Annotated in this window: 12 protein-coding genes and 1 pseudogene; 9 read left to right on the top strand and 4 right to left on the bottom strand. The window is 58.1% G+C overall.

Translation table 11 applies throughout. The features are described from left to right. The 6 genes from CINSTRO3249_RS07430 to arnT form a co-directional block, all read left to right on the top strand. The coding region (locus CINSTRO3249_RS07430) for an IS1 family transposase (RefSeq protein ID WP_217265379.1) at positions 1–118 on the top strand (118 nt) is incomplete at its 5' end. Positions 119–303: 185 nt separating this feature from the next. Beyond that, the gene (locus CINSTRO3249_RS07425) at positions 304–735 is read left to right on the top strand and encodes a DUF1003 domain-containing protein (protein WP_084790144.1); all 432 of its coding nucleotides are present in this window, start codon (positions 304–306) and stop codon (positions 733–735) included. Between the two features lie 122 nt (positions 736–857). Further along, entirely contained in the window at positions 858–1292 is a 435-nt protein-coding gene (locus CINSTRO3249_RS07420) for a DoxX family protein (protein ID WP_074012802.1), read from the top strand. A 44-nt stretch (positions 1293–1336) separates the two neighbouring features. Next, positions 1337–1831, top strand: coding sequence for a cupin domain-containing protein (locus tag CINSTRO3249_RS07415; protein ID WP_074012801.1), 495 nt, complete (start codon positions 1337–1339; stop codon positions 1829–1831). Positions 1832–2632: 801 nt separating this feature from the next. Further along, positions 2633–3610, top strand: coding sequence for a glycosyltransferase (locus CINSTRO3249_RS07410; RefSeq protein ID WP_254304312.1), 978 nt, complete (start codon positions 2633–2635; stop codon positions 3608–3610). A 128-nt stretch (positions 3611–3738) separates the two neighbouring features. Further along, positions 3739–5415: a lipid IV(A) 4-amino-4-deoxy-L-arabinosyltransferase gene (arnT, locus tag CINSTRO3249_RS07405; RefSeq protein WP_074012806.1), complete on the top strand. Its 1677-nt coding sequence runs from the start codon at positions 3739–3741 to the stop codon at positions 5413–5415. A 256-nt stretch (positions 5416–5671) separates the two neighbouring features. Here the strand turns inward: arnT and CINSTRO3249_RS07400 are convergent, their stop codons facing one another. After that, complete coding sequence (locus tag CINSTRO3249_RS07400) at positions 5672–5935, bottom strand: multiple stress resistance protein BhsA (protein ID WP_125933143.1); 264 nt, start codon at positions 5933–5935, stop codon at positions 5672–5674. 550 nt (positions 5936–6485) lie between these two features. Between CINSTRO3249_RS07400 and CINSTRO3249_RS07395 the strand changes: the two genes are divergently transcribed. Together CINSTRO3249_RS07395 and CINSTRO3249_RS07390 are read left to right on the top strand one after the other, a co-directional pair. Then, the gene (locus CINSTRO3249_RS07395; RefSeq protein ID WP_074012799.1) at positions 6486–7418 is read left to right on the top strand and encodes an extracellular solute-binding protein; all 933 of its coding nucleotides are present in this window, start codon (positions 6486–6488) and stop codon (positions 7416–7418) included. 21 nt (positions 7419–7439) lie between these two features. After that, positions 7440–8192 carry a molybdate ABC transporter permease subunit gene (locus CINSTRO3249_RS07390; RefSeq protein ID WP_074012804.1) on the top strand — a complete coding sequence of 251 codons (753 nt, stop codon included), beginning with the start codon at positions 7440–7442 and terminating at the stop codon, positions 8190–8192. Positions 8193–8492: 300 nt separating this feature from the next. Here the strand turns inward: CINSTRO3249_RS07390 and CINSTRO3249_RS07385 are convergent. Then, positions 8493–8806, bottom strand: a pseudogene (locus tag CINSTRO3249_RS07385) (antibiotic biosynthesis monooxygenase). A 452-nt stretch (positions 8807–9258) separates the two neighbouring features. Between CINSTRO3249_RS07385 and panS the strand changes: the two are divergent. Beyond that, positions 9259–10194: a ketopantoate/pantoate/pantothenate transporter PanS gene (panS, locus tag CINSTRO3249_RS07380; RefSeq protein WP_074012798.1), complete on the top strand. Its 936-nt coding sequence runs from the start codon at positions 9259–9261 to the stop codon at positions 10192–10194. 41 nt (positions 10195–10235) lie between these two features. Here panS and CINSTRO3249_RS07375 read toward each other — a convergent pair whose 3' ends face one another. Continuing rightward, positions 10236–11171, bottom strand: a complete 936-nt coding sequence (locus CINSTRO3249_RS07375) for a DMT family transporter (protein ID WP_074012797.1) — start codon at positions 11169–11171, stop codon at positions 10236–10238. A gap of 229 nt (positions 11172–11400) precedes the next feature. Next, positions 11401–11629, bottom strand: a 229-nt coding sequence (locus tag CINSTRO3249_RS07370; protein WP_143146879.1) for an integrase core domain-containing protein, incomplete at its 5' end; no start/stop codon positions are given.

Raw genomic sequence — 11629 nt, 5'->3', positions numbered from 1 at the left:
TTTACGTACCCACATTAAACGTCTTGCTCGTAAGACCATTTGCTTTTCAAAATCAGAAACGATGCATGACAAGATCATTGGATGGTATATGACCATTCACCATTATCAGCAAATCTGAGTCATGACCCAATTCCTCGGGGCAAAAGTGGCAAAAGTGTTAAAGTTATTTATAATTTATTTTAAATAATAATCAATGTTATAAATAAAATACACTTAACTAGGGATGCCGCTATGGACGCCAAATCAAAAAAACAGCTTGAAGAATTACGGGCGAGTAGCCGTAGTGAGCATGCAACATTATTAATGCCTTCCTCGGATGCTATCGCGCCCCGGACGCTGGGCCAGCGGATGGCTGATACCATTACCGCCGTGATTGGTACCTGGACCTTTATTATTATCCAGACCATCATCATTATCGGCTGGACCAGCTATAACCTGCTGATAGGAAAAAGCGGCTTCGACCCTTACCCTTTTATCCTGCTGAATTTATTTTTATCTTTTCAGGCGGCCTATACCGCGCCAGCGATTATGATGAGCCAGAAAAGGGAAGGGGAAGTGGATAGGTACCGGGCGGAAATCGCCTCCAACGTCAACGTGAAGTCGGATCTGGAAATGTACGCGTTGCACGATAAAATTGACTACCTGGAAGGCGATATCGTCACTTCGATTAAAGAACAGTTGGCGGATATATCCCGTCAATTGGAGGAAATCAAACGTCAGCAGCGCCCGCAATAAATCCTGTCACTCCACCGGTCGATGCATTTATTCGAAGAAGATAGTCAGGGAATTTGATTGGAGATTGATACTTTTTATCGTTAGGATTGCGTCTACTGTAACTCATAAGAACGGTATCTCCCATGTTCGCTTCCCTGAATAACGGTTTTTCCCGCCTGTCCGACCATCCCGACCTCGCCAAGTTGTTGTTGCGGTTGACTTTCGGGATCCTGATGCTGTTTCACGGCGCGTTCAAAATGCAGCACGGGGTGGGCTGGATCGGCGGCATGTTGGCGCAACACGGCCTGCCGGCGTTTATCGCCTACGGCGCCTATATCGGTGAAATTGTGACGCCGCTGATGATAATTATTGGTTTCATGACCCGTCCCGCCGCGCTGATCTATGCCGTCAATCTGGTGGTGGCCACCCTGCTGGTGCATACCGCTGATGTCTTTACCCGCACGCAAGTCGGCGCCTGGAAGCTGGAAACGGAGGCGCTATACTTCATGGGCGGCATTGTGATTATGCTGCTTGGCGCCGGCCGCTATGTGCTGGTCAGTAACCCGCGACTACAATAGCCTGTCGACCCGTCACGCGGGTTGTCGGCCAATGGGTATTCTTCATGACTCGACCCGACTTTATTCGCCACTGGCGTGAATTGGAAGATGATGGCAACGGTACTTATGAAGGCGATAACGAGCGCTTCAGCTTCGGGGCGCCGCTCGGGCGGGCGCTGGGCCTGACCCGGATCGGCATCCACCATGAACGTTTGCCCCCCGGGCGGCGCAGCACGTATCCCCATGCGGAAAGCCAGGAAGAAGAGTTCGTCTATGTCCTGGCGGGGACGCCAGACGTCTGGCTAAATGGGGAATTGTACCCCCTGTCGCCGGGGGATGCGGTCGGATTACCTGCCGGTACCGGGATTTGCCATACCTTCATCAATAACACGGCGGACGACGTCATGCTGCTGGTGGTAGGCGAAGCCGACAAGCCGGAAAATCGTATCCGTTACCCCTTAAACCCAGATTACGAGGCGCGTCGCGCCGACCGTTGGCGGGATTATCCCGATCTGCCTTTTGGCTGTCACGACGGCAAACCGGATACACCACGCTCCTGACCCTCACGTTCATACCGGCCCGGAGAGGTGCCAGCGCGGGTCGCCGGATGTGACAATGTCGGAGGCAGCCGGCGCGGGTCCAGACGCCTGACCTGGCCGAAGGCGGTGGCGATGTGGGTTGCGGCTGTCCGCTTTTGGCGCTGGCTCTGTGCGGCGCGGGTTCAGGCATCCTGTTCACTACCTGTGGTAAGGTGGCGGTGAAAGCGCCTGCGTCGATTGCACGCGTGCTAATACGCTTATGGACTTCATGGGAATAATTATTCGCCAGCGGAAATAATCTGCACATCGCCGCTGGGGATGAATACAGAATGACGGTGGCGGCGAAAATGGCCGGCGGTGACGAAATTAGTTTTTCGACGGGACCATTGAACCTCTTTTATTCAATTACAGTAACAAATAACACTACGTCAGAATAATGCCGCTCCCCATCAATAATAGTCGGAATAACAGTGACAATATACCCTGCCTTCTCTTATGATGTCGCGCGCGTGCGGTTGCGGCTGGCAAACCGCCGTCGGCAACCTTTGCCGATTATTATCCCTTTTTTTAACGTTGAAGCGTCGTCTTATTCTTGCGGGGGAACATTGAGGGAATAAGCTCGATAAGCGTTATACAATATTAAACAGATCCTTTTGATGTTTATTCTTCGTTAAGGGGTCAGGATTTATAGTGCCCGGAAATATGATATTTTCAGGGTAACTGCCGTGAGCTTCTATCCACTGTTTTCTCATCTCATGACCGGTAACGGAAATAACCAAGCCTCTTTTTCCTGGCGCCGCTGGCCGTTGCGGGAGAATGCGTGTGTCTGACGCCGCTCGCTTGGGCTCGGTTTCGGTCGTCATTCCCATCTTCAATGAGGCGCAAAATCTGCCGGCTCTGTTGCAGCGCACCGAAGCCGCCTGTCGCCAGCTAGGCCTGCGCTACGAAATTATTCTGGTGGATGACGGCAGCCGCGACGGCTCCACTGCGCTGCTGTGCGCCGCCGCTCAGGCTCCCGGCAGCCGGTTTGTCGCTGTGCTGCTCAACCGAAACTATGGGCAACATCCGGCAATCATGGCCGGTTTCAGCCAGGCGCGGGGGGAGGTGGTTATCACCCTCGACGCCGATCTGCAGTCGCCGCCGGAGGAGATTCCGCGCATGGTCAGTATTGCCCGCGAAGGCTATGACATCGTGGGCGCCATACGCGCCAACCGCCGGGATGGCTGGGCACGACGGCTGGCCTCCTATGCGCTCAACCGGCTTATTCGCCGCGTCACCGGCAAGAGCACGGCGGACTATGGCTGCGCCCTGCGCGCTTACCGCCGGCCAATCGTCACGGCGCTGCTGCAAAGCCGCGAGCGCGGCATCGTCCCTATCCTGGCGAACCGGTTGACCGAGCGCATTACCGATATCGAGATAAGCCACGCGCCGCGCAAGCATGGCCTATCGCGTTTCAGGACGCTATACGCCCTTAACCGGCTGTACGATCTGGCCGCAACGCTAATGACCGCCCCGCTCCGCCTGTTGAGCATCATCGGCGGTCTTATTGCCATGGCCGGGTTTTGCATGGGGCTGGGAATGCTCTTGCTGCGCGGTCTGCTGGGCCAGGTATGGGCCGGCGACGGCGTCTTCACGCTTTTCGCCTTCCTCTTCACCTTTGTCGGCGCGCAGCTGATCGCGCTGGCGCTGCTCGGCGAGTATCTCAGCCGGATTTACCAAACGCTGCGCGCCCAACCCGGGGCGGTGATTCAGCAGGTCATTGGCGCGTCTTCCGCCGCGCGCGATGAGTTTATGCCATGAGCCGGGAATACAAGGCGGGCGGCGCACGCAGTGACATCGTCTGGCGCAGGGGCAAACCCGGCGCTTGCGCCAAAGGGTCGGTACCGACGATCGTCCATGCTTCCCACCGTGGCCCCAGGCCGGAAAGCGTGAGGGACAGGGCGGGAGTCTGGCTGGCCCTGCTGACGGTGTTTTTTGTGCTGACCTATTTGGTGCCACTGGAAGGGCGATTGCTGTGGCAGCCTGATGAAACGCGTTACGCCGAAATCAGCCGGGAAATGTTGGCCAGCGGTGACTGGATGGTGCCTCATCTCTTAGGGCTGCGCTACTTTGAGAAACCGCTGGCCGGCTATTGGATGAATAATATCGGCCAGTGGTTGTTTGGTAGCACCAATTTCGCGGTACGCTTCGCGTCGGTTTTTAGTACTGGCCTGAGCGCGCTATTGGTGTTCAGTGTGTCGTGGACGTTGGGGCGTCAGCTGCGCCAATCGCTGCTGGCGGCGCTGATTTTTCTGTCGCTGCTGCTGGTTTTTGGCGTCGGCACCTATAGCGTGTTGGATCCGATGATCGCCTTATGGCTCAATGCCGCCATGGCGGCGCATGTCCTCGCCCTGCGTGCCGACAGCCGGACCGGTCGATGGGTGGCCTGGCTGCTGTTCGGCCTCGCCTGCGGCGTGGGTTTTATGACCAAAGGGTTCCTCGCCCTGGTCGTTCCGGCCATTGCGGTACTGCCGGTGGCGCTTTACTACCGGCAACTCAAGTCCACGCTGGCTTACGGCGCGCTGGCGGCGCTGCTGGCGGTGCTGGTCAATCTGCCCTGGGCACTGGCGCTGGCGCGGCTGGAGCCGGATTTCTGGCACTACTTTTTCTGGGTCGAGCACATTCAGCGCTTCGCCGCGGAGAATGCTCAGCATCGCGCTCCCTTCTGGTTTTATTTGCCGGTGCTGGCGCTGGGCTCGTTGCCCTGGCTGGGGGTGCTGCCGGGCGCTTTGGCCGCGGGCTGGCGTGCGCGCCGCACGCGGCCGGAGCGCTTTTTGCTGTTATGCTGGGTGGTCATGCCGTTGCTGTTTTTCAGCGTGGCGAAAGGGAAACTCCTGACCTATATTCTGCCGTGCATGGCGCCGCTGGCCTTGCTGCTGGCGGCCTACGGGCGCGAGTGCGCCGACGCGCTGCGCAGTAAAGTGTTTGACGTTAACGCGGGCATTAATACCGCCTTTTCGCTCTGCGCCATCGCCGCCTTGCTGTTGGCGGGCAGCGGTCTGTTGCCCTGGGCGCGCATTTACTCCCCCGGCGAGTGGCCGCGCATCGTTATCGGCACGCTGGCGTTCGCCGGCTGGCTGTGTTTTGCCGCGGTTTCGCGACGATCGCAGGGGGATCGCTGGGCGTTGGCGTCGCTTTGTCCGCTGCTGTTCAGCCTGCTGGTGGGTCAAATCGTTCCTCAGCGCATCATAGACGGCAATCAGCCGCAGGAATTTATCCGCCGTTACGAAACCACGCTTAATCAAAGTCGTTATGTGCTCAGTAATCATGTCGGCGTAGCGACGGCGTTGGCCTGGGAGCTGGAGCGCGATGACGTGCTGATGTATGACGACAAGGGGGAGCTGACCTACGGTCTGAGCTACATCGACGCGCAGGGGCGCCATTTGAGCCGTGACGGTTTTCCCGGTTGGCTGGCGCACAAGCGTCTTAAAGGGGACGTGGCGCTGGTGCTGCTGCTGGATCGCGGTCAAGATTTGCCGCCCGGCCTGCCTAAGGCGGATAAGGTACATCGCAATCACCGCATTGCGCTGCTTCACTACCGGCAGTTGCCCTGTTGCGAGCAGTAAACGGTCTGGCTTTGGCCGGCGCGGAGGGGAAGTTTTAAGGCGAATGGCGCCGGTCAGACGCTATCTACGGCACGGATAGGGCGGGTAAGGTTTTTGTGGGCGGATGGCGCGAGACAGAGATGATTTCCGGCGCGGATAGCACCGGTCAGACGCTATTTACGGCGCGAACAGGGCGGATAGGTGTGTTTGAGACGGATGCGCGTGCCAGAGGCTTTTACGGAGCGGGTGAGGTTGCGCCACGCTCCGGTTGCACGGATTATTTATACAGCTCGGCGGTGCCGCTCATCGTATCGGTCCCCCCGGCGGAGGTGATGCGATAGGAAGACGCGTTTGCTTCATCCGCCTTGGCCTCCAATTGCTGTTGCAAATCGGTCACGCTGCTGCTGTAAGTGGTGGCGGAAACGGCGCCCATCGGCTGTTGTCCGGCAGGCGGCGAGGTGACTTCCTGCGCGGCCAGGATTGGGAATGAATAGGTCGCCAGAATAAGCGCCGTCGCGGCGATAAATGTCATTTTCATCATAGATTCTCTCTTTAGGGATCAATATCAATAGCCACCCTGTCATGTCAGTCGGCCATGTCTCGGGGCGACCGCGGGTGACGCTGCGTTTCAGTTTTTTTATTGTCATTTCTGCGTTAGGTGCATTTCACTACGTTTTCCTACCGGAAAGGGTGTCGTCAGGCTTTTGTTCAATTCCGCGCCGGGCCATTACCGGGCCGGACCACTGCGATGATGACAAAGCCCCACGGCGAGCGTTGGCGTCAGTCACCTGAGGCAGGTAAGTGCAAAGAAAGCGTGCTAAAGCCGTAAATTCGCCGGTGCATCACCACGCCCATCAGCCGCAATGCGGGGAAAGCCCGTCGCGGGTCGACGATAATTAAAGGGTAGGTGCCATCTCTGTTCGAGGCCATGACCCGACAATCAATGAGTTATTGCCTGTTTGCCGCTCGCGGCGCGGCGATGCCGAGATTACCGCCCGCAAGGCGCGGCTATCCCGGCGCAGACCGCTTGCTTTCAAGGGAATAAATTCGCTATTGTTATATAACTTTTTATATAACGATAAGCAGAGACAATGAAAAGACACCTTTTAAAGACGGTACTTGCAGGGACTTTGGGCATTTTGCTTTCATTGCAGGCGCAGGCGGCGAACGACATTCGCGTCACCTATGCGGGTTCAATGGGAGTGGTGATGGATAAACACCTGGGGCCGGCCTTCGCCGAAAAAGAACATCTCACCTATCAGGGACAGGGGCAGGGCGCTTACGGCATGGCGCGCCTGCTGGCGTCGAAAAAAGTCGTGGCTGATGTGTTTGTTTCCATCACGCCGGGACCGATGGATATCCTCAAGCAGGCGGGACTCATTGATAGCGCCGTGCCGGTGGCCAGTACCCGCATGGTGATAGCCTACAATCCGAAAGGGAAATTCGCTCCGGCGCTGGCCGCGATCAAAGACGGCAAGCCGGATGCCCAACCGTGGTGGAAGGTGATGCAAAGCCCGGGACTGCGCTTCGGCCGCACCGATCCGGTCAGCGATCCACAGGGTCAGAACATCATCTTTACGCTACTGCTGGCGGAAAAATATTATCAACAGCCCGGTCTGGCGCACCGCATTCTTGGTGATGTGCAGAACCCGCAGCAGGTATTTGCTGAAGGAGGACTGTTGACCCGGCTGGAAGCCGGACAAGTTGACGCGGCTTCCGGCTATGAGAGCGCGACGATTTCCGCTAAGCTGCCCTATATTACGCTGCCTGACGAAATCAATTTGAGTAACCCCGATATGAGCGAGCAATGGTATAGCAAGGTCAGCTTCCCGGTGCGTGATGCGGCGGGTAAAGAGAAAGTCCTGCACACGCAGCCGCTGGTATTCTATGCGGCGGTGCTGAAAAATGCCCCCGATGCGCAGGCTGGACGCCGTTTCGTCACTTTCATGCAAAGCGCGGCCGGTCAGCAGTTGCTAGAGGATAACGGTTACGGCCAGCCGAAAGGCGGCGTACTGTATCCGTAACGCGTGGTGATCTCCCGCCCGATGTCGCCGGCCGGCTGGTTCGGTGTGCCGGCGCTGCTGCTAGCGCTTCCGTTTATCACCCTCCTTGGCGTGACGTCATGGGGGGATTTCCATCTGGCCTACGGCGATTGGAATGCCGTCGCGGTGTCGCTCGGTCTTAGCGCGCTTTCTGTACCGCTCATTGTCGTGCTGGGTACGCCGCTGGCGCTGTGGCTGGCCCGCGGCGCTTCGCCGCTGCGTCGCTTCGCCGAGGTGCTGGTGCTAATCCCCCTGCTGACGCCGCCGCTTGCTTTAGGTATTCTGCTGGTTTCAGCCTATGGCCCTTACAGTACTTTGGGAGAAGCGCTGGCAACGGTGGGGTGGGCCCTGACCAACAATGCCGCGGCCTTCGTACTGGCGCAAATTTATGGCGCGCTGACTTACTTCATCCTGTCGGCGCGGGCGGCGTTTGAAGGCGTGCCGCCGTCGCTGGAGGACGCGGCCAGAGTGCTAGGCGCGCCGCCACGGCAGGTACTATGGCGTGTGACGCTGCCGTTGGCGCGTCGTGGTCTGGCCACCGGTCTGGCCATCGCGTGGGTGCGCGCCGTAGGTGAATTTGGCATTGTGCTGGTGTTTTCCTATTTTCCGCAGGGGATACCGGTCAAGCTGTATATCAACCTGCAGAACGATGGCGTTAATGCGGTTTATAGCCTGATATGGTTGTTGCTGGTGTTTACGCTGCCCTTTCCCCTGTGGTGTCTGGCGACGGGCCGCCAACTGCGCAGACTCGCGTAAACCACGGCGCCGCGGCATCCCGGCAGAGATCGGGCGTGGTGCCTGCCACGGTAGACAGACTGCGCCGGTCGGCGTCGTCACAGAGCGCTTTGACACATGCCTCAGCCGGTGTTGATGGCTTAAGCGCCCCATGGCTCAAGCGGTGTTGATAAGCGCCCCATGGCTCAACCGGTGTTAATGGCTCAAGCGTGTCATGCCACAGCCGGTGTTGATGGCTTAAGCGCCCCATGGCTCAACCGGTGTTGATGGCTCAAGCGTGCCATGCCACAGCCGGTGTTGATGGCTTAAGCGCCCCCATGCCTATGGGGCCATCCGATCTGCGGTGTCATCGCGTAATACGCGGGCGACGCGTAGCCAATAAAACGAAAAAATTGACCCTTTACCCCCTTCCTGGGCTGCCTAATGCCTGAGATAGCGTTTCCAGCCCGCCACGGACTTCTCGTCCTCCCACTTGATGAGGGAGAGGATTTTTCCGGGTGTCGTCAGACTTTGAAAACGTTCGAGAGCGATAAAGCCCGGCGCATCCATAAGAAACGGTTCAGCTCTGCGGCGAGCTGAAGATAATGCGCCTGTGCTTCTGGATGTGCTTCTGCTCCCAAAAGAACCGCAATCATAGCAAAACCTCCTGAGTAACCGGCAGCCAGTGTATCCACGCTGAAAGTACGCTGCTTCGGCCCGGAGCGAAATGTGACCGGATACAGGACGGGCGCATCACGTCGTGCGCCTGAGTCTAAGGCGATATTGCCCGAGCGATGAAAGTAGCAGGAACCCTGCGAGGCGGCCGCCGGCCTCGCCAATACCGTTCTGCGGCTTCATGGCGCCTGTGACGGTTAAAGCGCAAAAAGAGTTCGCCACCCGCGCGGTTAGCCCGATACCCGCCCGGTGAGGAGCCCGCCAAGAGCGCCGGTACCCTTGTTGCTGAGTGGCGCAGGGATTTAACGTGAATTTATTGCTACGAGTAACAATAGACGGTAAAACTAATGCCGCTATGGCACGGGTCGCGTCTTCGCCGGCGTGATCGCAACATCACTGACAATTAAAAAAACAATTAAGGATCCTCCCGACTATGTTGAACAAAATCACCCGCCTGTTCCCGCTGTGGGCTATTTTACTGTCCATCGTCGCCTATTATACGCCGGGCAGTTTTACCCCGCTCGGCGGCTGGGTGAGCACCCTATTAATGCTTATCATGTTTGCCATGGGCGTAACGCTGCGCTTCGCGGATTTTAAGCGTGTGCTGTCCAGGCCTGCGCCGGTAGCCGCCGCCACCTTCCTGCATTATCTGGTGATGCCGCTGGCGGCCTGGGTCTTGGCCTGGCTGTTTCGGATGCCGCCGGACTTGTCCGCGGGGATGATTCTGGTCGGCAGCGTCGCCAGCGGTACCGCTTCCAATGTGATGATTTATCTGGCGAAGGGAGATGTGGCGCTGTCGGTCACTATCTCCGCCGTGTCGACATTGGTCGGGGTTTTCGCCACGCCGTTGCTTACGCGCCTGTATGTCGATACCCATATCAAGGTGGATGTGGCGGGCATGCTGATGAGCATTCTGCAGATCGTCGTGATCCCGATTTTTGCCGGACTGGTTATCCATCATCTGTTCACTGCGATGGTCAAAAGGGTCGAGCCCTTTTTACCCGCGTTCTCGATGGTGTGTATTTTGTTGATCATCAGTGCGGTGGTCGCCGGCAGCCAGAGCTTTATCGGCTCGGTGGGGTTGATTGTGATCGTGGCGGTGATTCTGCATAACGGTATTGGTCTGCTGGCGGGCTATTGGGGCGGCCGGCTGTTCGGTTTTGACGAAACCACCTGTCGCACGCTGGCCATGGAGGTCGGCATGCAGAACTCGGGTCTGGCGGCGACGCTGGGCAAAATTTATTTTACGCCGCTGGCGGCGTTGCCCGGCGCGCTGTTCTCGGTATGGCACAACTTGTCTGGTTCAATACTGGCGGGCTACTGGTCGGGTCGACCCATCCCCAAGCGCGATAGCGCCGCCAGAGAATAACGCTAGCCGTTCCCGTTCCACGCGCTCCCCGCAAGGTATTCTCAGGGCGGGGAGCGTGACGCTTCGCGGCGAAAAAGTCGCCTTCCCAGCCGGCCGTCGATGATAATCAGGGCCAGCAGGATGATAACCATGCCCGCCAGCTCGGTTCCCTGTAGCCGCTCGTGCAGCACCAAACCGCCAAGCAGGGTGGCGCTGACCGGAATGAGAAAAGTCACCAGCATCAGGTTCAGCGTCCCGGCGCGCGCCAGCAATTGAAAAAACAGCACATAGGCCAGCGCGGTAGACAACAGCGCCAGACCGGCGATGGCGCCCCAGGTGACCCCATTCGGAGAGGGTAGGGTCCACGGCCGGTCGGCGAACAATGTCAGCGGTAACAGCACCAGCGCCGAGGCGCTGACCTGACCGCAAGCGGTCAGCAGCGGGTTGAGGCCCATAACGGCAAAGCGGCGGCCATAAACGCCGGCGCAAGCGTAGGACAGCGCGGCGCCCAGTACCGCTAATTGTCCCGCCAGGCTACTGGGCGCTGCCGACTGCAGGCCAACACCGGTCATGACGGCCACCCCGCCGAAGCCGGTGACCACCCCCGCGAGCTGACGCCTTGCCGGCCGGGCGCCGCCGACCCCTAACCAGCCGACCAATAAGGAGAATAACGGTGTCGTGGCGTTGAGAATGGCGGCCAGGCCGCTGGCGATATGCAACTGTCCCCAGACGATCAGGGTAAAGGGGATAACATTATTCAAAAGCCCCATCAGCATAAACGCCGGCCACAGACGCAGTCCGGTAGGAAAAGAGAGCCTGAGCAGCCGCAGCAACAGCCACATCGCCAGTGCCCCCAGGCCGACGCGCAGCATCACTACCGTCAGCGGCGGCAGTTCCCGCAGCGCCAGACGGTTAAAGAAAAACGATCCTCCCCACAGCAGAGACAGACCAAGTAGCATTCCCCATTCACTGATCCCCATCCGGTAACGGATTGTCATCACGCCTCCCGCTCTTGCGTCCACTTTTCAAGTCAGGCTAAAGTGACTATTCAGCCTGCCGCCCCCTCTTCTCCATCATGCCGGGGAGTAAGGGGTGACGCCAGCGAGATATTTTGCCCTTTGCCGCGAGAAAAACTAAACCATGGCCGAGACGCTTCCCCCGCTGCGGGCCCTGCAAATGTTTGAAGCTGAATAACCCCGAGTTTATTAGAGAGTAATTTTGGCAATACTACGCCGCTTCCTCTGATGCTAATTGCAAAGCGTAATAGTTCATTTCGGCTTCAGTAGGAGGGATGTAACCCAGCCGCCCGAGCAGCCTTCTGTTGTTGTACCAGTCCACCCAGTCCAGCGTGGCCAACTCCACTTCCGTCCGGTTTTTCCAGCTCCCGCGGTGGATAACCTCCGTTTTGTACAACCCGTTGATACTCTCTGCCATCGCATTATCGTAGGAGTCGCCG

Origin of the sequence: Candidatus Sodalis sp. SoCistrobi (assembly GCF_900143145.1) — a bacterium.
GTDB lineage: Bacteria > Pseudomonadota > Gammaproteobacteria > Enterobacterales > Enterobacteriaceae > SoCistrobi.
This window is presented reverse-complemented; position numbering and strand designations above follow the sequence as displayed.

Coding starts and splice junctions, on each gene's coding strand:
- CINSTRO3249_RS07425 (WP_084790144.1), top strand. CDS start 304: ATGCCTTCCTCGGATGCTATCGCGCCCCGGACGCTGGGCCAGCGGATG.
- CINSTRO3249_RS07420 (WP_074012802.1), top strand. CDS start 858: ATGTTCGCTTCCCTGAATAACGGTTTTTCCCGCCTGTCCGACCATCCC.
- CINSTRO3249_RS07415 (WP_074012801.1), top strand. CDS start 1,337: ATGACTCGACCCGACTTTATTCGCCACTGGCGTGAATTGGAAGATGAT.
- CINSTRO3249_RS07400 (WP_125933143.1), bottom strand. CDS start 5,935: ATGATGAAAATGACATTTATCGCCGCGACGGCGCTTATTCTGGCGACC.
- CINSTRO3249_RS07395 (WP_074012799.1), top strand. CDS start 6,486: ATGAAAAGACACCTTTTAAAGACGGTACTTGCAGGGACTTTGGGCATT.
- CINSTRO3249_RS07390 (WP_074012804.1), top strand. CDS start 7,440: ATGTCGCCGGCCGGCTGGTTCGGTGTGCCGGCGCTGCTGCTAGCGCTT.
- panS (WP_074012798.1), top strand. CDS start 9,259: ATGTTGAACAAAATCACCCGCCTGTTCCCGCTGTGGGCTATTTTACTG.
- CINSTRO3249_RS07375 (WP_074012797.1), bottom strand. CDS start 11,171: ATGACAATCCGTTACCGGATGGGGATCAGTGAATGGGGAATGCTACTT.